The 24,176-nt window shown below is 63.7% G+C and carries 23 protein-coding genes and 2 tRNA genes; 2 read left to right on the forward strand and 23 right to left on the reverse strand.

The features are described 5' to 3' along the window. Positions 1-76: 76 nt before the first annotated feature. The gene (locus BJI69_RS21415; protein WP_071925063.1) at positions 77-2,554 is read right to left on the reverse strand and encodes a protease pro-enzyme activation domain-containing protein; all 2,478 of its coding nucleotides are present in this window, start codon (positions 2,552-2,554) and stop codon (positions 77-79) included. A 382-nt stretch (positions 2,555-2,936) separates the two neighbouring features. Beyond that, positions 2,937-3,410: an antitoxin Xre-like helix-turn-helix domain-containing protein gene (locus tag BJI69_RS21420; RefSeq protein WP_046979103.1), complete on the reverse strand. Its 474-nt coding sequence runs from the start codon at positions 3,408-3,410 to the stop codon at positions 2,937-2,939. 287 nt (positions 3,411-3,697) lie between these two features. Between BJI69_RS21420 and BJI69_RS21425 the strand changes: the two genes are divergently transcribed. Continuing rightward, entirely contained in the window at positions 3,698-5,176 is a 1,479-nt protein-coding gene (locus tag BJI69_RS21425) for a GGDEF domain-containing protein (RefSeq protein WP_053057227.1), read from the forward strand. A 34-nt stretch (positions 5,177-5,210) separates the two neighbouring features. Here BJI69_RS21425 and BJI69_RS21430 read toward each other — a convergent pair whose 3' ends face one another. From BJI69_RS21430 to BJI69_RS21445, 4 genes are all read right to left on the reverse strand, one after another. Continuing rightward, positions 5,211-5,639 carry a hypothetical protein gene (locus BJI69_RS21430; RefSeq protein WP_125903156.1) on the reverse strand — a complete coding sequence of 143 codons (429 nt, stop codon included), beginning with the start codon at positions 5,637-5,639 and terminating at the stop codon, positions 5,211-5,213. Between the two features lie 78 nt (positions 5,640-5,717). Next, positions 5,718-5,966 (reverse strand): hypothetical protein, encoded by a 249-nt coding sequence (locus BJI69_RS21435; protein ID WP_046979101.1) that lies wholly within the window; start codon positions 5,964-5,966, stop codon positions 5,718-5,720. 19 nt (positions 5,967-5,985) lie between these two features. Continuing rightward, positions 5,986-6,213: a hypothetical protein gene (locus BJI69_RS21440; protein ID WP_046979113.1), complete on the reverse strand. Its 228-nt coding sequence runs from the start codon at positions 6,211-6,213 to the stop codon at positions 5,986-5,988. A 107-nt stretch (positions 6,214-6,320) separates the two neighbouring features. After that, positions 6,321-6,397 (reverse strand) — tRNA-Met (locus BJI69_RS21445). A gap of 108 nt (positions 6,398-6,505) precedes the next feature. Here BJI69_RS21445 and BJI69_RS21450 point away from each other — a divergent pair. Continuing rightward, positions 6,506-6,859: a hypothetical protein gene (locus tag BJI69_RS21450; RefSeq protein WP_046979100.1), complete on the forward strand. Its 354-nt coding sequence runs from the start codon at positions 6,506-6,508 to the stop codon at positions 6,857-6,859. Positions 6,860-6,914: 55 nt separating this feature from the next. Here BJI69_RS21450 and BJI69_RS21455 read toward each other — a convergent pair. The 17 genes from BJI69_RS21455 to BJI69_RS21535 all read right to left on the reverse strand — a co-directional run bounded on the left by BJI69_RS21455 (position 6,915) and on the right by BJI69_RS21535 (position 24,119). Next, positions 6,915-6,991, reverse strand: a tRNA-Met gene (locus BJI69_RS21455). 789 nt (positions 6,992-7,780) lie between these two features. Then, positions 7,781-9,241 (reverse strand): NADH-quinone oxidoreductase subunit NuoN, encoded by a 1,461-nt coding sequence (gene nuoN, locus BJI69_RS21460; protein ID WP_046968713.1) that lies wholly within the window; start codon positions 9,239-9,241, stop codon positions 7,781-7,783. Between the two features lie 13 nt (positions 9,242-9,254). Further along, positions 9,255-10,766, reverse strand: a complete 1,512-nt coding sequence (locus tag BJI69_RS21465) for an NADH-quinone oxidoreductase subunit M (RefSeq protein ID WP_046968714.1) — start codon at positions 10,764-10,766, stop codon at positions 9,255-9,257. 14 nt (positions 10,767-10,780) lie between these two features. Continuing rightward, entirely contained in the window at positions 10,781-12,871 is a 2,091-nt protein-coding gene (gene nuoL, locus BJI69_RS21470) for an NADH-quinone oxidoreductase subunit L (RefSeq protein ID WP_046968715.1), read from the reverse strand. 4 nt (positions 12,872-12,875) lie between these two features. After that, positions 12,876-13,181, reverse strand: coding sequence for an NADH-quinone oxidoreductase subunit NuoK (gene nuoK, locus BJI69_RS21475; protein WP_036112219.1), 306 nt, complete (start codon positions 13,179-13,181; stop codon positions 12,876-12,878). Next, complete coding sequence (locus BJI69_RS21480) at positions 13,178-13,837, reverse strand: NADH-quinone oxidoreductase subunit J (RefSeq protein ID WP_046968716.1); 660 nt, start codon at positions 13,835-13,837, stop codon at positions 13,178-13,180. The genes nuoK and BJI69_RS21480 overlap by 4 nt, the downstream gene beginning before the upstream one ends. Before the next feature lie 19 nt (positions 13,838-13,856). Then, entirely contained in the window at positions 13,857-14,348 is a 492-nt protein-coding gene (gene nuoI, locus BJI69_RS21485; protein ID WP_046968717.1) for an NADH-quinone oxidoreductase subunit NuoI, read from the reverse strand. 5 nt (positions 14,349-14,353) lie between these two features. Then, on the reverse strand, positions 14,354-15,376 hold the full coding sequence (nuoH, locus tag BJI69_RS21490) for an NADH-quinone oxidoreductase subunit NuoH (RefSeq protein WP_046968718.1): 1,023 nt from the start codon (positions 15,374-15,376) through the stop codon (positions 14,354-14,356). Between the two features lie 2 nt (positions 15,377-15,378). Beyond that, the gene (nuoG, locus tag BJI69_RS21495) at positions 15,379-17,691 is read right to left on the reverse strand and encodes an NADH-quinone oxidoreductase subunit NuoG (protein WP_046968719.1); all 2,313 of its coding nucleotides are present in this window, start codon (positions 17,689-17,691) and stop codon (positions 15,379-15,381) included. Continuing rightward, positions 17,688-19,031, reverse strand: a complete 1,344-nt coding sequence (gene nuoF, locus BJI69_RS21500; protein ID WP_046968720.1) for an NADH-quinone oxidoreductase subunit NuoF — start codon at positions 19,029-19,031, stop codon at positions 17,688-17,690. Before nuoF ends, nuoG begins: the two co-directional genes overlap by 4 nt. A 10-nt stretch (positions 19,032-19,041) precedes the next feature. Continuing rightward, complete coding sequence (gene nuoE / locus BJI69_RS21505; protein ID WP_046968721.1) at positions 19,042-19,569, reverse strand: NADH-quinone oxidoreductase subunit NuoE; 528 nt, start codon at positions 19,567-19,569, stop codon at positions 19,042-19,044. A 21-nt stretch (positions 19,570-19,590) separates the two neighbouring features. Then, the gene (locus BJI69_RS21510) at positions 19,591-20,820 is read right to left on the reverse strand and encodes an NADH-quinone oxidoreductase subunit D (protein WP_244465317.1); all 1,230 of its coding nucleotides are present in this window, start codon (positions 20,818-20,820) and stop codon (positions 19,591-19,593) included. A 27-nt stretch (positions 20,821-20,847) separates the two neighbouring features. Then, complete coding sequence (locus tag BJI69_RS21515) at positions 20,848-21,576, reverse strand: NADH-quinone oxidoreductase subunit C (protein ID WP_046968723.1); 729 nt, start codon at positions 21,574-21,576, stop codon at positions 20,848-20,850. 13 nt (positions 21,577-21,589) lie between these two features. Beyond that, positions 21,590-22,144, reverse strand: a complete 555-nt coding sequence (locus tag BJI69_RS21520; protein ID WP_046968724.1) for a NuoB/complex I 20 kDa subunit family protein — start codon at positions 22,142-22,144, stop codon at positions 21,590-21,592. Continuing rightward, complete coding sequence (locus tag BJI69_RS21525) at positions 22,135-22,491, reverse strand: NADH-quinone oxidoreductase subunit A (RefSeq protein WP_046968725.1); 357 nt, start codon at positions 22,489-22,491, stop codon at positions 22,135-22,137. The genes BJI69_RS21520 and BJI69_RS21525 overlap by 10 nt, the downstream gene beginning before the upstream one ends. Before the next feature lie 268 nt (positions 22,492-22,759). Further along, positions 22,760-23,119, reverse strand: a complete 360-nt coding sequence (locus BJI69_RS21530) for a PilZ domain-containing protein (RefSeq protein WP_046968726.1) — start codon at positions 23,117-23,119, stop codon at positions 22,760-22,762. Positions 23,120-23,156: 37 nt separating this feature from the next. Then, positions 23,157-24,119 (reverse strand): PIG-L deacetylase family protein, encoded by a 963-nt coding sequence (locus BJI69_RS21535; RefSeq protein WP_052767292.1) that lies wholly within the window; start codon positions 24,117-24,119, stop codon positions 23,157-23,159. Positions 24,120-24,176 lie beyond the last annotated feature (57 nt).

Genomic DNA, 24,176 nt, shown 5'->3' on the forward strand with positions numbered 1-24,176 from the left:
ATAGCTCCCTGTAGGAGCAAAAAAACAAAGCGCCCCTTCTTGCGAAGGGGCGCCCTCTTCCTCACTCAAACCACGATCAGTTGGTCCAGCTAGCCTTCAGCGACACGCCCGAGAAGGCGGCGTAGGCATTGAGCATCACGTAGTACGTACCCGTCGACGGCGTCGTGAACGAGCAGGTCTCCGCGTTCCCGGTCACGTACGGACGGCAGTCGTAGGTCGACGTCGTCGGTGCCGAGCCGAACTTCACGTAGAGGTCGGCATCGCCCGAACCACCCGAGATCACGATCTTCAGGTTCTTCGCGCCCGCGGGAACCGCCACGGTGTAGTTGAGCTTGGCGTTCTTCGCAGCCGAGAGGCCCGTCACCGCCACACCGTTCTGCAACGTGTTGCCACCGCCACCACCGCTGGACGTGACCGTCACCGACGAGCTCTTGGCATTGGTGGCACCGGCGTTATCGGTCACCGTCTCGCTTACCGTGTACGTGCCGGCCGCCGTATACGTGTGGCTCGGGCTCGTCGCGGTCGACGTGCTGCCGTCACCGAAGTTCCAGGCATGCGAGGCGATGCTGCCGTCGCTGTCCGTCGAGCTATCGGTAAAGGTCGCGGTGAGGCCGCTGGTCACGACACTGAAGTTCGCCACCGGCGGAACATTCGTGCCACCACCGCCACCGGTGACCCAGTTGGCCTGCGCGTAGGTGTTGAGCTTGCCGATGTCGAAGCTGCCGAAGCCCGTCGTCTCGTCGAAGCCCGTGGCGGCGGTGTACCCGTGATTCTGGTAACCGTTGTTACCCGACGTCACATCGTGCAGCAGCGACGTCTGCGTCGGGAAGGCGCCGTAGAACTTCGACGCCGGGAAGCCGATGGCGTTGTTGGCGGCGGATTCGATACGCGCGAACGCACCGACGAACAACGGCGAGGCCAGGCTGGTACCGCCGACCTGCTCGGTCTGGCCAGCGATGATGATCAACGCACCCGATGCCGAGGCGGCATCGAACGCAAGATCCGGACCCACGCGTTTGGTCGAGCTCGACACGACGGACTGCCACGAGGGCGCGGTCTCATAGAGACTGGTGCCGCCACCGGTCGCCCACAGGCGCTGGTTGTTGTCGCCCTGGCTGGGCGCAATGGCCGAGAGGCCTTCGTTCCACACGGTTTCGCCGGACCACGTCGTTCCGCTGGTCGACAACTGCGTGCCGCCGACCTGGATGACGTACGGCGAGCTCGCCGGCTCACTGACCGAGTAATGGGTGAGATCGATCTTCACCGTACCGGCGGAGTTGGCCACGTAACCCGGCGAGCCGGAGGTCGGATCGGTGGACCACTGGTAAACGCCTGCATCGCCCGAGGCGATGGAGAACGTCTGGCCCTGGGCCACGGCCTGCTGGAAGATCGCATCGTCCGCCGCCTGGGTACCGGACTCTTCGGCCGCCGTTTCGTCTTCGCCGAGCGACACGTTGACCAGCTTGACGATGTTGTCGGTCACCGCCCGGTTGTACGTCGCGGTGATACCCGCATCGGTGATGCCGCTGGAGTTCGAGTCGCCATTGGGCGAGGTGTAGAAGATCAGCTGCTTCACGCCACCGGAGATGCCGATGATGTCCTGGCTATCGAGGGACCACTCACCGTTCGAGTCGTTGTCGTTGGCGAACGTACCGCTGCCGACCTTGGTGATGGTCGAGTTGACCGTGGCCAGGCCCGCGCCCGATGTAAAGCTGTTCAGATCGGTCACCGTCTGGGTGATCGAACCCCAGGTGATGATACCGACGGCGGTGTTGGTCGCTGCCGGCACACCGCTCGCGCCGTAGATGGCGGCGAAGTCCTGCGGATGATGCGCGGCGACGGCAGCGGCTGCCTGCGTGCTCGACGCCGGCCCCGGCACGGTCACGTTCTCCGGGTGATAGACATGATGCAAGGTGTGCTTGACCGACACGTTCTGCAGACCGAGCACCGAACCGACGGCGTCGCCGAGCGCCGCCGGCACCAGTGCCGGGGTGTCGTTGGCGAAGAACTCGCGGCCATTTGAAGTGAAACGCTTGATCGACGTGTGGAAGCCTGTCGTCGCGGCACCGGCGTTACCGTCGGCGGAGATCAACAGGTTGTTGGGCGCCACTTCGATATTGCTGAAGCCCGCCTGCTGCAGGTGCGCGACGACCGCGTCGACCTGCGCCTGCGTCGGACCGAACTGCGCCTTGAACTGCGCGGGCGAGAGGAACTTGCCGTACTGCGCGTTGCCTGGCGTGGTCACGCCGGCGAGGAAGGTCTGCAGTTGGTCGGGATTGCGCAGCTTGAGGCTGACCACGACGTGCAGCGGATGATCGGCTTCGAGTGCGGTAACGGCCGCGCCTTCGATGTGCGGCGAACCGGTCATGTTCAGTGCGTACCCGCTGGTCACCGGCGTCGACGTCGTGGAACTCGCAGCAAGCGCCTGCGGTGCGGCGACGGGGAGCATCGCGGCCTTGGTATGCGTGGAAACCCATGCGTCTTCCGCGTGCGCGGAAAGTGAGGTCATCGCCAGTGCAATCGCCACTGTCAACGCCGTTTTTGCAATCTTCATGTGTGATCCTTCGTTAGCCCGTATTTGCCTCCGCCAAGGCGGAAGCCCTGACACACTGGCGAACTGGCTAAGCGGCATGTTCCCCGCCGGTCCCCCGTATCCCTGCACCGACTTCGATAAAGCGCAGGAAATCACGATCTCCCCACCATTCCGCGTCTTGCTCCCCTGTTTCCCTTTCAGCCATGCGACGTGAATCTTTCACTACGCTTTCCGGGGGGTGTCTTCGCAAGCCGACCGACGGGCTGTCGTGATGGGTACCGCAAAAACGGACACCGACTTTTTCCAGCTGCGCCACTTTCCGGCGGCCCAGGACGATCGGTCGATGCTTACGCATCCGCATCTTCTTGCGTTTTTGCCGTTATGGCGTGTCGGCGATGAAAACTCATGGCGAACGGTCCGGGCTGAGCGTCGCCGACAACCACGCCGCGACGACTGCCCTGCCCTCCGCGACATCCATGTACTGAATGGGTGCCCGACGGCCGTCCGCGCCTGTCGTTACCGGCGTGCGCAGCCACCGACCCAGCCAGGCGAGCGGATCCGCGACGATGGCGCGTTCCACCGATGGATGTCGACACGCCATGATCACTTTTCCGGCGAGTGATGCCATCGCCATCAGACCTTCCGATTCCTGCGTGCTGAGCCGCTCCTCGTCGACGACGCGCCGCCGCAACATCGCGCGGTTGAGGCCGAGGTAGAGCGCCAGATCGCGATCGGGCACGCGCAGGTCATGCGCCAGTTGCGCAAGCCATGCTGGCTGAAAACCGCGGCGAACCCTTTCCATGCGCTCGTCGGGCGTCGCCTGGATCAGGTCGATGTACGACGCATAACGCACGGTGATTTCGGTTGTAACCGCCATGTCGTGTCGCTCCTTGGGAATGTCAAACACCCAAGGTGGCAGGAATATCAAGCATTAACTTGAGAATTCTGACCGAACCAAGCGACGCCGTCGTGAGGCGCCGAAAACGTGTAGGCACGGGCCGACAGACGAGCGTATGAAATCCCCTTAATGTGTGCCTCGTCCCATCCCAATGGCCCTCCCCCGGATCATTGGCTTTCCGCGGCGCTTCGGCGCCGCATTTTTTTGGCGCGTTCTCCGGATCGTGTCAGGATGGGACCGGGAACCGCCGCATTTGGGGATGAGGCATGGCCAGGCAACCACTGACGCACTACGCGATGTACGCCGTGCTGATTGCGGTATTACCGCTCGCCCACCTTCTCGTACCCTCGGCCATTCACGAGCAGACGCCCGAACTCGCCGACTACGCGATGCTCCTTTCCGCCGTACTCGCGTTTGCCTACACCGTGCTCTGCCTGCGTAAGCCGGGCTACGACCGACGCTACATGGTGTGCCTCGCACTCGGCGTCGGCTGCTGGATCGCCGGCATGAGCTACGCCATTGCGCGATCGGGAACGGACGAGAACCTCGTCTCGACGTATGTCCTCTTCGTCAGTTATGGCGCTCCCCTGCTCTATGCCGCTGTCACCACCTCCGATGAGCCCTCCTCGCATCCGCGCCGGGTCGTCGACGGGATCCTGCTGATCCTCCTGGTGGTGCTCTGTTACCTCGGCGTACGCGACCTGACCGACGGCAACGGCTTCCTCAAGCCGGAGGACATGGGCTGGGTCGTCGTGGCTTTCGACGTCGAGAACCTCTTCCTGCTCGGCACGTTCCTGGTGCGCTATCTCACGGCGCCCAACGAAGGCGACCGTCGCTTCTTCGGGATCGGTACCGCCTTCCTCGCGCTTTACGCGATCTGTGTCGGCGTCCACAACCACGACGAGCTCTATCCGGCAACGCTCGCACTGCAGCGCATCGCCGATGTCCTGCCAACGGTGCCCTTCGTCGCCCTCATCTGCCTGCTTCACGCGAATGCCGCGCCCCGGCCGTTTGAACCGATCCGGCATGCCTGGGCGCGTCAGCTTTCGATGAGCCTGGCCCCTGGCTTGCTGTTGGCCGCGATCTTCGCCCTCAGCCTGGGCATCACCGAGCGGCAAGGCATGTTTGGCCGCACCGTGCTCGCTCTGGCCATGCTCGCCTATGTGGTGCGCGTTACCCAGACCCAGTTCTGGTTCGCCCGCACGCGCGATCGCCTGGCCGAGGCCCTATCCACCGTCGAACGCGTGTCCCTGCTGGACGAGCTGACCGGCATCCCGAACCGGCGCGCTTTCGACCAGGCCCTGGACGAACGGACGAAAGCTTCCGTGCGCGAGCAACGCCCGCTCAGCGTGCTGATGATCGATATCGATCACTTCAAGACATTCAACGACACGCTCGGCCACCCCGAAGGCGATGTCGCGCTGCGCTCGGTAGCCCGCCTGCTTGCCGGTGCGCTGAGGCGCCCGACCGATTTCATCGCCCGATATGGTGGCGAGGAGTTCGTGGTTCTCCTGCCAGGAACCGATCAGGAGGGCGCCCAGGTCGTTGCCCGGCGCATGAACCGCGTGGTCTATGACGCCCAGCTCGAGCACATCAACGGCATCGATAGCCGCGTTACCGTCAGCATCGGCGTGGCGACGCGTGCGCCCGAGAAGATGTATGGCGTGGTGACCCACGCGGACCGTGCGCTCTATCGCGCCAAGCACGCAGGCAGGAACCGTTTCGTGGCGGAGACGGCGGACTAAGCGCGCATCCTACTGCGGGTGCTCCGACGGGGTGTCAGCGGCCGGACGGGTCCGCATCCGGTGCCATGCCGATGTTCAAACCGAGGAAGGCCAGTCCGGTGGCGGCACCGGCAACGCTACCCCAGACGACCATCGGGCCACTCCATCCTGACAGCAGGCCCGCGACCGCACCGGTCAGCAAAGCTGCAAGCACATACGCGGCGCCAAAGGGTCTCGCTACACGACGCAGAACGATCGCTGCGGGAACGCCGACCAGAAGCATGGCGCCGTAGCCGTAGGCAGCTCCGAACATCGCTGTGAGCGGCAAATGCATCACCGCCTCGTCTGGCGCCACCGGGCTATCCGGCACGACGAACGGCGTCGCGATCGCGAAGAGCACGGCAACCAACGGGGCCACAGCGAAGGCGGCAGGATTCAGGGCCCGGGAAGACGGGATCACGGGGTCCATGGCGGTCGTGCTCACAATGCCTGACCTTAGAAAAAGCTTACAGAAAGCCCATTGGACGATGTTTTCGTGACAGCCCCAAGGCAACGCCTGGCCTCAGGACAAATCCCGGGGAAATGTGCCGACCTTCTTCCGGACGTAGATCGCCAGGCCGATCGGCAGATAGCTCCACAGGTACACCGCATCGGGGTAGCCGGAGTACGCGAGCAGGAACACCGGTATCAGGGGAACGACGAGTGCGAAAGGCCACAGCATGCCGAGCAAACGGTTCAATGAGACAGCGACGATGAGCAAGCCCACGCCGGTGGTCGTCAGGTTGGCTGCAACGATTGTCACCAGGCTCATGCTCTCGCCTCGTTTGCCATCACATCTCGGGTACGTTACCAATGCTCTCGAGCATGATCGGGTCCGCGTAGTCGCCCGTTTCAGGGTTGGCCGCCTGCGCAAACGCGATCACGCCAAGACAGGTCTCGCCCATTTTCACGGCCCTGCGCCGCGCCTCGGATTCCGTTTTGAACGACAGGGGCGTCATGGCTTCGGTCCTGCCGCGTTTCCCCGTCTTGAAACCTTGCACTACGTAGATCGTTTCCATGGTGTCGCCTTCGGAGTAAGCCGCCATCATGGACCCTTGTGTCGGCAAGAGCTGAGACAGAGCAAAAAAAAACGCGAACCGTGAGGTCCGCGCTTTTTAAAAATAACTGGTAGCGGGGGTAGGATTCGAACCTACGACCTTCGGGTTATGAGCCCGACGAGCTGCCAGACTGCTCCACCCCGCATCAGAGCCGCCAAGTATACCCGGAAACACGGCGCTCGACCATGACCGCGACACTGTCCGTCGACCGGCGTAGGCTCGACTCAGGTCCCGCGCCGCTAAGGAGAGTGCCTTGTACCGCATGCTCATCGTCTGTCTCATGTTCGTCACCACGACCGGTTTCGCTCAGGCGCCCGAGGGGGTGACCCGCCGGTCGCCGCTCAGCAGCTTCAGCACGCACAAGACGTCGGATGACTTCGCCCGGTGCATGTCCGAGGCACTCCGAACCGATTTCCCGGCCAGTCGGGTCGACCCCGGAAAAGCGGGGAAGGAAATCCTGGTCAGCGGCGACCCTTCAGCGGCCCCCGTCGCCGTCATCGATGTGGCTGACGGCGTAGGCGGCGGTGCCATGGTGGTCATACGCACCGCCTCCTCCATGCAGCCAGCGCGAGATCCGACGGTGAAGATCGCCCGAAACTGCCAGTGATCGCCATCAAAGAAAAAGGCGCGAACCGTGAGGTTCGCGCCTTTTCTTATAAAGCTGGTAGCGGGGGTAGGATTCGAACCTACGACCTTCGGGTTATGAGCCCGACGAGCTGCCAGACTGCTCCACCCCGCATCAGAGTCGGCAAGTATACGGAGGTGGCTAGATTCTTGCAAGCATTCTGCAACGATAAATCAACAATTGATGGCGCCATCGCTTGCGTGGAGGTTCGTCGCGCAGAGCCTTCGGGGGGTGGGCTTGAGGCAAAGAGCCTTCGGTGTCCACCCTCGCTGCTCAGACAGGTCCTCCGCGTTCCGTAAAGGAAAGGCCGCTACCGCGGCCCATGGTTCTATTTGGCCTGCGGCCGCTCCACTTGTGCGGAACTCGCCTCGAGGGTGGACACCGAAGACTCTTCCCGTCCCTGAGGTTCGTGCGGGTCGAGCCGACGAAGCAACGCCGCTTTGGCTGCGAGCTCCTCGCCATCGCCAAACAGTCGACCCCGGCGCTGCCTCGCGATCGGCCTCGCGAGGTAGCGCCGCGGCGCGGAATGAGTTCACGGAGCCGGAGTGTACGTACCCGCACACCTGCCGTAACGGCCCGCTTCGGCGACCGCCCCCACTCCAACGGCTCTCCTTCCCGCTGACCGTATCGTCGTGAGAGACCTTGGTGTCCACCCTCGAGGCGAGTTCCGCACAAGTGGAGCGGCCGTAGGCCAGATAAGTACACGGGCCGCGGTAGCGGCCTTTCCGCTACGGAACGCGGAGGACCTGTCTGAGCAGCGAGGGTGGACACCAAGGTCTCCCCCGCGAGACGCCCAAGTGTGAGGAGCGACGGCGAAGCCGAGCCGCCCCGGAAATGCGCGCAGAACCAAAAAAAAGGCGCGAACCGAAGTCCGCGCCCATTTCGTATCGACGTCAGCGAAGCTCAGCCCGCGAAGGCCTTCTGGCACCAGGCCAGCAGCGGCGACCAGGTGAAGCCAAGGACCAGGAGCGCGAGCGCATTGAGCGAGAGCACCCAACGAGCCGGTGCATCGGCGGTGGCGCGTACGTCAGTCCCTTCGACGGGTGCGTCGAAGTACATGACTTTCACCACGCGCAGGTAGTAGTACAGACCGATGATCGCGGCGACCGCGCCCACCAGAGCCAGCCACAGCATGCCCGCTTCGACGGCGGCCTTCAGTACCAGCAGCTTGCCGTAGAAGCCGAACAGCGGCGGCACGCCGGCCAGGGAGAACATCACCAGCAGCATCAGGAAGGCGAACCACGGCGAACGCTGGTTGAGGCCCTTCAGGTCGTCGATCTCTTCGCACTCGAAGCCCGAGCGCGACAGCACGATGATCATGCCGAAGGCCGCGGCGCTGGTCAGCGCGTAGCTCACCGCATAGAACATCGACGCCGAGTAGCCGTCCGGACCGCCGTTGACGAAGCCGACCAGCAGGTAACCCATGTGCGAGATGGTCGAATAGGCCAGCAGGCGCTTGAGGTTGGTCTGCACGAGGGCGACGAGGTTACCGATCGCCAGCGAGAGCACGGCCAGCACAGCCAGCATCAACTGCCACTGCGAGGCCAGACCGGTGAGGCCACCGGCGGCATCGCCCATGCCGGTCGAGAGCAGACGGTAGGCCATGCCGAAGGCCGCCAGCTTCTGCGCCGAACCGATGAACACGGTCACGGCGGTCGGCGAGCCCTGGTAGACGTCCGGGATCCACATGTGGAACGGCGCCGCACCCAGCTTGAAGCCGATGCCGGTGATCATGAAGACCAGACCGAACAGCAGCAGGGTCTTCCACTCGGTGCCGACGATAGCGGCGTGGATCGTGTGCAGGTCGAGGCTGTGCGTGGCACCGTAGACCATCGACATGCCGTACAGCAGCATGCCCGAGGCCAGTGCGCCCAGCACAAAGTACTTGATCGCCGCTTCCGATGAGAGGCTCGAATCGCGGTTGAGCGCGACCAGGGCATACGACGAGAGCGTCAGCAGTTCGAGCCCGAGGTACACGGTCACGAGGCTGCCGGCCGAGACCAGGAACATGATGCCGACGGTTGCGAAGATCGTCAGCGTGTAGAACTCGCCGAACGGGATCGCCCGATCCTTAAGGTACGGACGCGCGTAGACGAAGATCATCGCCGAGATCAGCAGCGAGAACACCTTCAGTACTTCGGCCACGCCATCGCGGATGAACATGCCGCCAAAGGCGCTGACCGACGATGGCGGCTGGCCGCTGACGACCAGGTACGCGCCGACCAGCAGGACGAGGATGGAGAGCCAATGCACCGCGCCCTTCTGGCCCGGCTTGAGGTAAGCATCCAGAAGAAGCAGCACGCAGGCTGCCAACACGAGATAAATCTCGGGGAGCAGGATCAGGATGTCGTTGATACTCGGCATGGATAGTTCCCGCTCAGACTTTGGTAATGGCCAGCTGCTCGACAATCCGAGCAACCGACGCATCCATCAGGTGGACCAGCGGCTCCGGCCAGATGCCGAAGAGCAGCACACCGGCGGCGAACGCGCTCAGCATGAAGATTTCGCGACCGTTGACGTCTTTCAGTTCCGCGACGTGGTGGTTCGTGACCTTGCCCCAGAGCACGCGCTTCACCATCCACAAGGTGTAGGCAGCGCCGATGATCAGGGTGAACGCAGCGAACAGCGCGATCCACGGATTGGCACTGAACGCGGCCAGGATGACCATGAACTCGCCGACGAAACCGCTCGTGCCCGGCAGGCCGCTATTGGCCATGGCGAACAGTACGTAGAACGGGGCGAAGATCGGCATCACGTTGATGACGCCGCCGTAGTCCTTGATCTGACGTGTATGCATGCGGTCGTACAGGACGCCGATGCAGCTGAACATCGCGCCGGAGATGAAGCCGTGCGAAATCATCTGGACCATCGCACCCTGCATGCCCAGGCGGGCGGCATCCGGGTTATTGGTCTCGCGAACCAGGATGAAGGCGATGAAGATGCCCAGGGTGACGAAACCCATGTGCGCGATGGACGAATACGCCACCAGCTTCTTCATGTCCTGCTGGACGAGCGCGATATAGCCGATGTAGCAGACCGCGATCAGGCTGAGGACGACGATCAGCCACTCGTAATGCTGCGAGGCATCCGGCGCGATCGGAAGGCTGAAACGGATGAAACCGTAGCCACCGATCTTCAGCATCACTGCCGCCAGCACTACCGAACCACCGGTAGGCGCTTCGACGTGGGCGTCCGGCAACCAGGTGTGCACCGGCACCATCGGGACCTTGATCGCGAAGCCCAGCAGGAAGGCGAAGAACAGCCAGCTCTGCTCGGTCAGCGTCAGGTGCACGGCCGCCATGTCGGCGATCGCGAAGCTGCCACCGGTCTTGTGCCAGAGGTAAAGCAGGCCGACCAGCATGAAGATCGAGCCGAAGAACGTGTAGATGAAGAACTTCAGCGTGGCGTAGACACGACGCGGACCGCCCCAGATACCGATGATGATGAACATCGGGATCAGCATGGCTTCGAAGAACACGTAGAACAGCATCGCGTCCGTCGCGCAGAAGACACCGATCATGGCGCCTTCGAGCAGCAGCATCGCCGCCATGTACTGATGCGGCTTGTTCTGGATGATTTCCCACGCGCCCACGATCACGAGGATCTGGGTGAAGGTCGTGAGGATGATCAGCGCGACCGAGATACCGTCGACGGCGAGCGAGTAGTTGATGCCCAGGGACGGGATCCAGCTCAACGATTCGTTGAGCTGCATCGTACCCGTGGTGGCGTCATAGGCAGGGATGAGGGCCAGGCTGGCGGCAAAGGTAGCAACCGCGACCAGCAGCGAGATCCAGCGGGCAAGGCCGGGGCGACCGGTCCCGGCGAGCAGCACCGGGATGGCGCCGACGACCGGGAGCCAGATCAGCAGGCTGAGCAAGTGATTCGACATAGAGCTCGTTTCCCTTATTGCCCGATCAGCCAGTATCCGCCCAAGAGCAGGATAAGGCCGAGGATCATGGCGAACACGTAGTGGAAGAGGAATCCGGATTGCAGGCGGCGGACGCCACCGGCGATGCGCTGCACAAGGTTGGCCGAGCCGTTGACGATCGCACCGTCGATGATGGCGGTATCGCCTACCTTCGACAGGCCTTCGCCCAGCTTCACGCCACCCTTCGCAAACACCGCGAAGTAGAGTTCATCGATCCAGTACTTGTGGTCGAGCAGGTTGTAGACCGGCAAAAGCGCACTCTTCACCTTGTCGGCGATGGACGGCTTGAACAGGTAGATGACGGTGGCGACGATGAAGCCCGCCAGCGCCAGAAGGAACGGCAACTGGATGAAGCCGTGCAGACCCATGGCGATGGCGCCGTGGAACTCGTGGCCGACTTCGGCGAGCACGTTGTTCGCCTCGTCTACGTGGATCGCCTTGCCGAACCAGTCACCGAAAAGCATCGGGCCGACCGTGAGACCGCCGATGATGACCGACGGAATAGCGAGCAGGAGCAGCGGAACGGTGACAACCCACGGCGACTCGTGCGGCGCATGCTCGAGCACGCCCGGCGTACCGTGGTGATCGTCATCGTCGTGCAGCACGTCGTGCGCACCGTGCGCATCATCGTGGTGAGCGTCATGGTGAACGGCATGGGCGTCATGACCATGGCCGTGCGCCTTGTGCTCGACCTTGAAGCGTTCCTTGCCGTGGAAGGTCATGTACAGCAGGCGGAAGCTGTACAGCGAGGTGACGAACACACCCGCCATGACGCAGAAGTACGCGTAACCCGCACCCCAGCGATGCGACTCGCCGACGGCTTCGATGATCGCGTCCTTCGAGTAGAAGCCTGCGAAGAACGGCGTACCGGCCAGCGCCAGTGAACCGATCCACATGGTGATCCAGGTGATCGGCATGTACTTGCGCAGGCCGCCCATGTAGCGCATGTCCTGCTCATGGTGCATGCCCATGATGACCGAGCCGGCGCCAAGGAACAGCAGCGCCTTGAAGAAGGCGTGCGTCATCAAGTGGAACACGGCGCCGCTATAAGCGGAGACGCCGAGCGCGACCGTCATGTAGCCGAGCTGCGAGAGCGTCGAGTACGCGATGACGCGCTTGATGTCGTTCTGGACGATACCGATCAGGCCGGTGAACAGCGCCGTGGTCGAACCGATCACCAGGATGAAGGACAGCGCACCCTCGGTCAGCTCGAAGATCGGCGACATGCGCGCGACCATGAAGATACCGGCGGTCACCATCGTCGCCGCATGGATCAGCGCGGAGATGGGGGTCGGGCCTTCCATCGAGTCCGGCAGCCACACGTGCAGCGGCACCTGGGCGGACTTGCCCATCGCACCGATGAACAGCAGGATGCCGATTACGGTCGCGGCGTCCCAGGCATGGTTCTGGGTGATCTGCAGCGTCTTGCCGACCAGCTCGGGAGCGTGGTCGAAGGCCGTCTGGTAATCCAGCGTGCCCAGGAAGTACAGGATCGCCGAGATACCGAGAAGGAAACCGAAGTCGCCCACGCGGTTGACCAGGAAGGCCTTGAGGTTGGCGAAGATCGCCGTCGGGCGCTTGTACCAGAAGCCGATCAGCAGGTACGACACCAGGCCCACCGCTTCCCAGCCGAAGAACAGCTGCATGAAGTTGTTGCTCATCACGAGCATCAACATCGAGAAGGTGAACAGCGAGATGTAGCTGAAGAAGCGCTGGTAGCTCGGGTCTTCCGCCATGTAGCCGATGGTGTACAGATGCACCAGCAACGACACGAAGGTCACCACCACCATCATCATGGCGGTGAGGCGGTCGATCATGAAGCCGACCGAGGCATGGAAGCGGCCGATCTCGAACCAGGTGTAGACGTCCTGGTTGAAGTTCTGCGCGCCACCCCAGACCAGCTGGTAGAGAACGTAGAAGGACAGGCCACAGGCGATCGCCACGCCCAGGATGGTCGCGGTATGCGCCCCTGCCCGGCCGATCAGCTTGCCGAAGAGGCCGGCCAGGATCGCGCCGACCAGGGGGGCCAGTGCGATCGTCAGCAGGATTGAAAGCGAGAGACTCATCGGATCAACCCTTCATGCTGTCGATTTCGGCGACATTGATCGTGCTGCGATTACGGAACAGCAGGACCAGGATCGCCAGGCCGATAGCGGATTCCGCCGCGGCCACGGTAAGGATGAAGAACACGAAGACCTGGCCGCCGACATCGCCGAAGAAGCGCGAGAAGGCCACGAAGTTGGTGTTCACCGCCAGGAGCATCAGCTCGATCGCCATGAGCAGCACGATCACGTTCTTGCGGTTGATGAAGAGTCCGGCGACCGCGATACAGAAGAGGATCGCGCCGAGGACGATGTAATGGGAAAGCGTGATCACTTGGCGTTCTCCTGCGTCGGGTCGACAGCCTGGGCCGGAGCCGGACTGACGGATGCCATCTGTTCGCTGGCGACCTTGATCACGCGAACGCGATCGGTGGCCTGGACCTCGACCTGCTGCGCCGCGGACTGGTGACGGACGCCGGTACGCTGACGCAGGGTCAGGGCCACGGCGGCGACGATACCCACGGTGAGGATCAGGGCGGCGATCTCGAACGGCAGCAGGAAGTCGGTGTAGAGGGCCTGGCCCAGCCACGCGACGTTCGAGTTACCGGCCGGGTTGGGACCGAGCGTGTGGGCGTGCATGGCCTTCACGCCGATCATCGCCAGCATTTCGACCAGCATGACGACGGCGACGACGATGCCGACCGGCAGGTAGCGGATGAAGCCCTCGCGGACGACCTCCTGCTTGATGTCGAGCATCATGACCACGAACAGGAACAGCACCATCACCGCGCCGACGTAGACGACGACAAGGGCGACAGCCAGGAACTCCGCTTCGGCCAGCAGCCAGACGCAGGCCATGCTGAAGAAGGTCAGCACCAGCGAGAGCACGGCGTGGACCGAGTTCTTCACGGTGATCACCATCAGCGCACCGATGACGGCCACCGCGGCGAAGAGGTAGAAACAGATGAGTTGAAGCAGATCGGTATTCATCGCGTGATTCTCCGGGCGCTCAGCGGTAAGCCGCGTCTTGCGCGCGGGCGGCAGCGATGTCCTGCTCGAAGCGGTCACCGATGGCCAGCAGCTGGGCCTTGGTCACTACGTTCTCGCCGCGATGTTCGAAGTGGTACTCGTGCACGTGCGTCTCGACGATGGAATCCACCGGGCAGCTCTCCTCGCAGAAGCCGCAGAAAATGCACTTGAACAGGTCGATGTCGTAGCGCGTGGTGCGGCGCTGGCCATCTTCCGGACGCGGGGCCGAGTCGATCGTGATCGCCAGCGCGGGGCACACCGCCTCGCACAGCTTGCAGGCGATGCAGCGCTCTTCACCGTTGGCGTAACGGCGCAGGGCATGCAGGCCACGGAAGCGGTTCGACTTCGGGATGTGCTCGAACGGGTAACGAATCGTGTACTTCGGGCTGAACATGTAGCGCATGGTCAGGCCCATGCCCTTGAACAGCTCGATGAGCAGCAGGCTCTTGAAATAATGGGTTACGCGGGTCATGGCTTTCAGGCTCCCGTGCCAACGTGGACCAGGCCGAAATACTTCATGCAGCCGGCGACGAGGACCCAGACGATCGTGATGGGGATGAAGACCTTCCAGCCGAGACGCATGATCTGGTCATAGCGGTAGCGCGGGAAGCTCGCGCGGAACCACAGGAACAGGAAGGCGAAGAAGAAGGCCTTGATGAACAGCCAATGGAAACCACCGTGGCCGATCAGGCCCCAGCTTTCCGGAAACGGTGACAGCCAGCCGCCCATGAAGAAGATCGAGGTCAGGAAGCTGACCAGGATCATGTTGGCGTATTCGGCCAGGAAGAACAGCGCGAATGGCGAGCCGGAGTATTCGACGTGGAAGCCCGCGACGATTTCGGATTCGCCTTCCGCCACGTCGAACGGTGCGCGGTTGGTTTCGGCCACGCCCGAGACGAAGTAGATGACGAACACCGGCAGCAGCGGCAGCCAGTACCAGGTGAAGAAGTTGCCCGACTGCGCGTTGACGATGGCCGAGAGGTTCAGGCTACCGGTCAGGACGAGCACGCAGACGATGGACATGCCCATCGACAGTTCGTACGAGATCACCTGCGCCGCGGCGCGCATCGCACCGAGCATCGCGTAGCGCGAGTTCGAGGACCAGCCGGCGAGGATGATGCCGTAGACACCCATCGAGGTCATCGCCAGCAGGTAGAGCACACCGGCATTGACGTTGGCGAGGACGACTTCCGGACCGAACGGCACCACGGCCCACGCGGCGAGCGCGGGGACCAGGGCGAGCAAGGGGGCCAGGTAATACAACGCGCGGTTCGCGTTGGTCGGCAGCACCACTTCCTTCAGGAGCAGCTTGACGACGTCGGCGAAGGCCTGGAGCAGACCGGCGGGACCGACCTTGTTCGGCCCCATGCGGACGTGCATCCAGCCGAGCACCTTGCGTTCCCACCAGACGTACAATGCGACGCCGATGACCAGCGGCAGCACGATCGCCAGGATGTAGATCACCGGCATCAAGACGTGATCGAAGAGTTGAGCGCCCATGGTTACGCCTTGCTCACGGTGATGGCCGCGCCGTACGGAGGCAGCATGGCGGTTTCGGAGTGCGCGGCCTCGATCCACACGGCACCGTCAGGCACCGAGGCGTCGATCGCCACCGGAAGGACGACATCGCCGATACGCGCGTTCGCGCCATCGATGATGCCGAGCTTGCCGGCGTCATCCGCATTGACGCGGATGGCGGCGGCACGGTTCAGCGGGTGCGAGGCCAGCGCGCCGGCACGACGGACTACCGCATCGACGCGGTAGATCGGCGTGGTGGCCAGGCGCGAGAAGGTCACGCCCGAGGCACGCGTGGCGAGCGAAGGACGAACCTCCGACGCACGCTCGGTCAGGCCGGCACGCAGGCCGACCAGATCGTCGAACTCGAAGCCGGCGACGCCCAGCATGCCGCCGAGCGCGCGCAACACCTTCCAGCCCGGACGTGCCTCCCCCGGTGCCTTGGCACCCGGCAGCACGCTCTGTGCGGTGCCTTCGACGTTGACCAGGGTCGCGTCGATTTCCGGCGTCAGGCCGATCGGCAGGATCACATCGGCCGAGTCCTTCAGCGCATCGCTGGCGAAGGCGGCGAACGCGACCACGGTCTGCGCCGAATGCATCGCCTGCAGGGCAAGCGTGCCATCGGCGAAGTCGTGCGGCGGCTCGACGTTATAGAGCACGTAACCCTTGCGGGCCTGGGCCAGCATGCCGCGCGCATCGAGACCGCCGGCGGTCGGCAGTACGCCGACCGACGCGAGGCCGAGTGCATTCGCGCCGACCGGAATCTCGTTGAACGAGGCACCGGCGGCCTGGGCGATGAAGCGCGCGATGGCGCGCAGCCAGGAGGCTTCCGGATGGGTCACGGCGGCGTGGCCGAGGATGACCACCGCATTCTCACCGAGCGCCTTGAACGCGGCCCGGTGGGCGTCGGTCGTCTGCACGCCGTTGAGGGCGGACGCGATCGACTCCGGCACCGTGGCGCCGTTCTCGCTGGCAGCCTTGGCCAGGACCAGCAGTTCGGCAACCAGCGCATGCGGCGCGGCGACGGACTCGCCAGCCAGCGGGTAGTTGAAGTTGAAGTGGGCCGGGTTGACCGCGTAAACCTTGGCGCCCTTCTTCACCGCCTGACGGATGCGGTGGTTGAGCAGCGGCACTTCGTTACGCAGGTCCGAGCCCACCAGCAGCGCGGCCTTGACCTTGTCGAACGACGCGATGGACGAGGCAAAGGCCTTCGCGAAGGCGTTGTCGGCGAAGTCGAGCTGACGCAGGCGGTGGTCGATGTGGGCGCTACCCAGACCGCGAGCGAGACGAACGAGCAACTCGCCCTCCTCGTTCGACGTCGCCGGATTCACCAGCAGGCCGAGGTCTGAACCCGGAACGCTCTTCAGCGCTTCGGAGGCGACCGCGAGCGCGTCGTCCCAGGTCGTCGCCGACCACTGGCCGTTGCGCTTGACCATCGGCGACTTCACGCGATCCGCGGCGTACAGGCCCTGGTGGCTGTAACGGTCACGGTCGGACAACCAGCATTCGTTGATCGTCTCGTTGTCGCGCGGCACGTTGCGCAGCACTTCACCGCGGCGCGTATGCATCCACAGGTTGGAACCCAGCGCGTCGTGATAGCCGACGGACGGACGGGCGACCAGCTCCCAGGCGCGGGCCTGGAACTGGAACGGCTTGTTGGTCAATGCGCCGACCGGGCAGACGTCGATGATGTTGCCCGACAGTTCGCTCTCGATCGTCTTGCCGATGTAGGTACCGATTTCCAGGTTCTCGCCGCGGCTCATGCCGCCGAGTTCGTACGTGCCGGCGATCTCGCTGGTGAAGCGGACGCAGCGCGTGCACTGGATGCAGCGGGTCATCTCGGTCGCGATCAGCGGCCCGAGGTTCTCGTCGGACACGGTGCGCTTGCGCTCGTTATAGCGCGACACCGAACGGCCGTAGCCGAGCGAGACGTCCTGCAGTTCGCACTCGCCGCCCTGGTCGCAGATGGGGCAGTCCAGCGGATGGTTGATCAGCAGGAATTCCATCACGTTGCGCTGCGACTTCAGCGCCTTGTCCGAACGCGTGAACACCTTCATGCCCTCGCCCACCGGCGTGGCGCAGGCCGGTGCCGGCTTCGGCATCTTCTCGATTTCCACCAGGCACATGCGGCAGTTGGCGGCGATCGGAAGCTTGCGGTGGTAGCAGAAGCGCGGGATGGGAATCCCGACGGCGTCGGCCGCCTCGATGATCATCCGCCCCTTGGCGATCTGCACCGGGACGCCGTCGATTTCGATATTGACGAGGTCCGGCGCGGCATTGGCTACGGGCTGCGCACTCATGCAGCGACTCCAGTGGTGACCGTGTCCGCCGGACCGTCAACGATCGAACGGCCGTGCTCCACGTAGTATTCGAATTCGTGCCAGAAGTTGGCCAGGAAGCCCTGTACCGGCCACGCGGCGGCTTCGCCGAACGCGCAGATGGTGTGGCCTTCGATCTGGCCGGCGACGGCCTTCAGGCGATGCAGGTCTTCCTGCGTGCCCTTGCCCTCGACGATGCGCGAGAGCACGCGGTGCATCCAGCCGGTGCCTTCGCGGCACGGGGTGCACTGGCCGCACGACTCCGCCATATAGAAACGCGAGATGCGGTGGCAGGCGCGGACCATGCAGGTGGTCTCGTCCATCACGATCACGGCGCCCGAACCCAGACCCGAACCCGCCTTCTGCAGCGAGTCGTAGTCCATGGTGCATTCCATGATCTTCTCGGCCGTGAGCACCTTCATCGACGAACCGCCGGGGATGCAGGCCTTGAGCTTCTTGCCGCCACGGATACCGCCGGCCATCTGCAAAAGCTCGGAGAACGGCGTACCGAGACGGATCTCGAAGTTGCCCGGGTTGGCCACGTGGCCGGAGACGGAGAAGATCTTCGGGCCGCCGTTGTTCGGCTTGCCGAGGTTGAGGAACCACTCCGCGCCATTGCGCAGGATCGCCGGCACCGAGGCATAGGTCTCGGTGTTGTTGATCGTGGTCGGACGGCCGTACAGGCCGAAGCCGGCCGGGAACGGCGGCTTGAAGCGCGGCTGGCCCTTCTTGCCTTCCAGCGATTCCATCAGCGCGGTTTCTTCGCCGCAGATGTAAGCGCCGGCGCCGAGGGCATTGTAGATGTCCACGTCGATGCCGGTGCCATCGATGTCCTTGCCGAGCAGGCCAGCCGCGTAGGCTTCCTTCAGGGCTTCTTCGATGTGCTCGAACGGCTCGTGGTGGAACTCGCCACGCAGGTAATTGTAGGCGACGGTCGAGCCCGTGCAGTAGCAGGCGATCGCCAGGCCTTCGATGACCGAATGCGGGTTGAAGCGCAGGATGTCACGGTCCTTGCAGGTACCCGGCTCCGATTCGTCCGAGTTGCACAGGATGTACTTCTGGCCCGGTGCCGTGCGGGGCATGAAGCTCCACTTCAGGCCCGTGGGGAAGCCGGCGCCACCGCGACCGCGCAGCGAGCTCTTCTTGATCTCTTCGATCAGGGCGGCCGGATCCGGCTTTTCCGCCAGGATCTTGCGCCATGCCTTGTAACCGTCCACCTTTTCATAGCTCTCGAGCGCCCAGGGCTTCTCGAAATGCAGGGTCGTGTAGACGACCTGGTGTTCCTGCGGTGCGGGTCCGACCGGACCAGTGGTGCTAGCCATTGCCCTTACCTCACTTAAGACCGTCGAGGATCGCGTCGACCGAATCGGTCGTCAGCTTCTCGTGGTAGTGACCGTTGACGACCATCATCGGCGCGCCCGCGCAAGCGGCGAGGCATTCCTCTTCCTGCTTGAGATAGATGCGGCCATCGGCGGTGCTCTCGCCGGTCTTGATGCCGAGTTTCTTCTCGCAATGGCGAACCAGGCCTTCGGCCCCGTTCAACCAGCAGGAAATGTTGGTGCAGATGGCGACGTTGTTGCGACCGACAGGCGTGGTCTCGAACATCGAGTAGAAGCTCGCGACCTCGTAGGCCCAGATCGCCGGCAGTTCGAGGTACTTGGCGACCGCGGTGATCAGTTCATCGGTGAGGTAACCGACGTTCTGTTCCTGTGCCGCCATGAGCGACTGGATCAGCGCGGAGCGCTTGCGATCCGGCGGGAACTTGGAGACCCAGTGATCGATGTGGCTGCGGGTGTGATCGTTGAGCACGACAAGGGGATCGACGTCCTTGACCTGCTCAAAATGTCCGGTGGCTTTCATGATTCAGTTCACTCCGTCGACTTAGCGGTCGACTTCGCCAAAGACGAGATCGTAGGTGCCAATCATCGCGACGACGTCGGCGAGCATGTGGCCTCTCACGATCGCGTCCATGGAAGACAGGTGGGCGAAGCCGGGCGCGCGCAGATGCACGCGGAAAGGCTTGTTCGCACCGTCGGACACGAGATAGCAGCCGAACTCGCCCTTGGGCGCTTCGACGGCGGTATAGGTTTCACCGGCGGGTACGCCGTAGCCTTCCGTGAAGAGTTTGAAGTGGTGGATCAGCGCTTCCATGTCGCTCTTCATTTCTTCGCGGCTGGGCGGCGCGACCTTGTAGTTCTGCACCATCACCGGGCCCGGGTTGCCCTTCAGCCACGCCACGCACTGCTTGATGATGTGGTTCGACTGGCGCATCTCTTCGACGCGGACCAGGTAACGGTCGTAGCAGTCGCCGTTCACACCGACCGGAATATCAAAGTCCATGTTCGCGTAAGCGGCATACGGCTGCTTCTTGCGCAGATCCCAGGCAATGCCCGAGCCGCGCAGCATGGCGCCGGTCATGCCCCAGGCCTGGGCCTTCTCGGGCGGAATGACGCCGATGCCGACCGTACGCTGCTTCCAGATACGGTTGTTGGTCAGCAGCGATTCGTATTCGTCGACGCGCGCCGGGAAATCGTTGGTGAACTCCGTGAGGTAGTCCAGCATCGAACCTTCACGCCACGCGTTGCGGCGCTTGAGGTCGGCACCCTTGTGCCACGGCGACTCGCGGTACTTCGACATCTGGTCCGGCAGGTCGCGGTAGACGCCGCCCGGACGGTAGTACGTCGCGTGCATGCGCGCGCCCGACACGGCCTCGTAGACGTCCATCAGTTCTTCGCGCTCACGGAACGCGTAGAGGAAGACGGCCATGGCGCCAAGATCGAGCGCGTTCGAACCCACCCACATCAGGTGGTTCAGGATGCGGGTGATTTCGTCGAACATCGTGCGGATGTACTGCGCACGGATCGGTGCCTGGATGCCGAGCAGGTTCTCGATGGCCAGCACGTAAGCGTGCTCATTGCACATCATCGAGACGTAGTCGAGGCGATCCATGTAACCGATGGACTGGTTGAACGGCTTGGACTCGGCGAGCTTCTCGGTGCCACGGTGCAGCAGGCCGATGTGCGGATCGGCGCGGACGATCGTCTCGCCGTCCATCTCCAGTACCAGGCGCAGCACGCCATGCGCAGCAGGATGCTGCGGGCCGAAGTTCATCGTGTAATTGCGAATTTCTTCCACGGCTTAATTCTCCCGCCAATGATCGGCGGATTCCGCCCTGGCCTGATCGAGATCGGCGTCGTTACGGATCGTGCGCGGCACGAGCACGCGCGGTTCGATCGAGACGGGTTCGTAAATCACACGCTTCTGTTCGGGGTCGTAGCGCACTTCGACGTTGCCGATCAGCGGGAAATCCTTGCGGAACGGATGGCCCACGAAACCGTAGTCGGTGAGGATGCGACGAAGATCCGGATGACCGTCGAAGATGATCCCGTACAGGTCGAACGTCTCGCGCTCGAACCAGTCCGTGCCCGGCCACACCGGGGTCACCGACGGGACGATCGGGAAGGCGTCGTCTTCGCAGAAGACGCGCACGCGGATGCGCTGGTTGAGCTCGATCGACAGCAGGTGGAACACCGCGGCATAACGACGCGGCTGCTCCACCTGGCGCGGACGGTCGGCCCACGTGAAGCGACCCATGGCTTCACCTTCCACGCCACGCGAGAAACTATCGCCCTGCGCGGTGTCGGTGTCCCACTCGGTCTGCCCGTAGCTGAGGTAGTCGACGCCGCAGACGTCGATGGGAATGGTGAAGCGGAAGCCTGCCTCGTCACGCAGCGCGGTGGCCACGGCGATCAGGTCACGCGGAGCCACCTCGGCGGTGACTTCATTGCGGTCGACCTTCACCGTCAGCATGTCGCCGAAGCGCGCGGCGAGCCGTTCGACCAGCGAGGTCTCGTTAATAACGCTCATGTGCGATGCCCTGTTAACGCGCGATCGTGTGGGTGCGACGGATCTTCTTCTGCAACTGCAGGATGCCGTGGATCAGCGCTTCGGCCGTCGGCGGGCAACCCGGCACATAGATATCGACCGGAACGATGCGATCGCAGCCGCGAACGACCGAGTAGGAATAGTGGTAGTAACCGCCGCCGTTGGCGCAGGAACCCATGGAGATGACCCACTTCGGCTCGGGCATCTGGTCATAGACCTTGCGCAGCGCCGGGGCCATCTTGTTCACCAGGGTCCCGGCCACGATCATCACGTCGGACTGGCGCGGGCTGGGACGGAAGACGACGCCGAAGCGATCGAGATCCAGACGCGCCGCACCGGCGTGCATCATTTCGACGGCGCAGCAGGCCAGGCCGAAGGTCATCGGCCACATCGAACCGGTACGCGCCCAGTTCATCAGGGCGTCGATGCTGGTCACGCCGAAGCCACGGTTCACGACCGGGGCGTCGCCGTTGGGACGAAGGATGTCGTCGACGAGGTTGAGCGGCGTCGGGTTGTGCATCACCCGATCGATGGTGGTCATCACTCCCATTCGAGCGCTCCCTTCTTCCAGACGTAAGCGAAACCGACCACGAGCAGCGCGAGGAACAGCGCCATCTCGATCAGCGCGATCGCGCCGATCTTGTCGAACACCACCGCCCAGGGAAACAGGAAGGCGATTTCGAGATCGAAGATGATGAAGAGGATGGCGATGAGGTAGTAGCGCACGTCGAACTTCATGCGCGCGTCCTCGAAGGCCTCGAAGCCGCACTCATAAGGCGAGAGCTTTTCGGAGTCGGGACGGCTGGGGCCGGCAAGCATGCCGATCGCCATCAGGACCACACCTAGGCCTACGGCCACGGCAATGAACAACAGGACGGGCCAGTATTGGGCAAGCACGATGCTGCGTACCTCCGCGCCTCACTGGGCGCATCAGTGACCGTCGGCGGGGACGAGCGGTCCGGCTAGGGTCGCCAGAGCTTTTATCGAATCGATCCAAATGGATCGATCCGTGTCGGGACGCGTGGCGTACCAACAACTCCGGATATCCACAATCTCACGTTGGGGAACCGATCTATTGTACCAGTGCGTGCAGGTATCACGACAAGTATTAATAAGGAGAAAACTTGTCGGACGCCCACATTCGGCGCCGAAACGCGCCGATATGTCACATGGTCTGGGTCGGACGCTCGGAGGCGAGGGTGCCGACGAGCAAGGCTTCGATGCGCTGACGGGCGCCTTCGCTCTCGGGGGACTCGTTGAACTGGATACCGACACCGGCCGTCCGGTTGCCCTGCGCGCCCACCGGCGTGATCCAGACCACGCGACCGGCCACGGAGAGGCGCTCGTTCTCGTCGATCAGGGTGACCAGCAAGGCCACCTCGTCACCCAGGCTGTAGCGCTGGGCCGTGGGTGCGAACAGGCCGCCGGTCTTCAGGAACGGCATGTACGAGATGTACAGGGAGTTCACGTCCTTGATCTTCAGCGAGAGGATGCCCTGTCGCGGCGAGGAGCTGGTGGCGTTCATGGACACGTGGAATCCCCTGGTTTGACCGTCATCCTAGCTACCCGGCGGCCCGGGCCACAAGCCCGACCGGTTCGGGATCTTCTCCGGCCCAGCCGTAGCGGTCGTAGATCCAGGGCGTGGAGAGGTCGGCGGTGAGCTTGGCGAAGGCCGGACCCGGGGCGCCACGCAGGGGCAGCAGCCATTGCTCCCCTGCCCGCTCGATCGGCGCGTGGCGCCATGGCCAGACCTGCACCCCGAGCCCGTCCGCAAGAACCAGGCGCAACCGGACGCGTGCCAGGTGCCCTGGCTGCCATGGCAGGCGCAGCGCACCCGTGCCCGGCGCAGCGGGCGCCCGATCGAAGCGCTCGGGGCGCGACGCCACGCCAAGCATGCGCTTGCGACTCAAGGCCATCTGCGTCGCATGCTCCAGCACGGCGTCGATCTTCGTCGCCAGGCGCTCCGGATCCGCATCGGGGACGATCAGGTCTTCCGGCGCCGAACGCTCGGTGCCGTGGATCATATAGGTCAGTATCTCGGCCATCGACCCCGCGGCGGACAGGGCCAACCGTGCCAGAACGTGCGCCGAGCCGTGATCGGGATGGCTGTCGCCCAGATCGGGGATGACGACGAGATTGGGCCGTACCCGCTCGACGATGCGACGGATCGCGCCGACCGCCGCCGAGGTCCGCATGCGCAGCTCGTCCGTCACCTGCATATCGTGCCAGCCGAGGGCATGCAGGTGCTCCGGACCGACGCCGAGCCGCCCCAGGGCCGCCGCCACTTCGAGCCGGCGGCGCGCACCCCAGCGAGCCCGACCAGCGGCGTCGATCACGAGGCGCCGCTCGATCCAGCGCTGCGGCCAGGGATTGTCGTCACCATCGGTCAGCAGCAGCACATCGGCGCGGCCGCCGGCGGCCAGCGTGCGCTGGATCAGCATGCCGGCCGCCAGCGACTCGTCGTCGGGATGAGGCGCAACGACAAGAACGCGGGTGCTGCCGTCGATGACGGGGTCGCGGGACAAAGGCAGGTTCCTAGGGAATCAGGGCGATAAGCCGATTAGGTCCGAATGCCCGATAAG

The sequence above is a fragment of the Luteibacter rhizovicinus DSM 16549 genome, from assembly GCF_001887595.1.
GTDB classification, from domain to species: Bacteria; Pseudomonadota; Gammaproteobacteria; order Xanthomonadales; family Rhodanobacteraceae; genus Luteibacter; species Luteibacter rhizovicinus.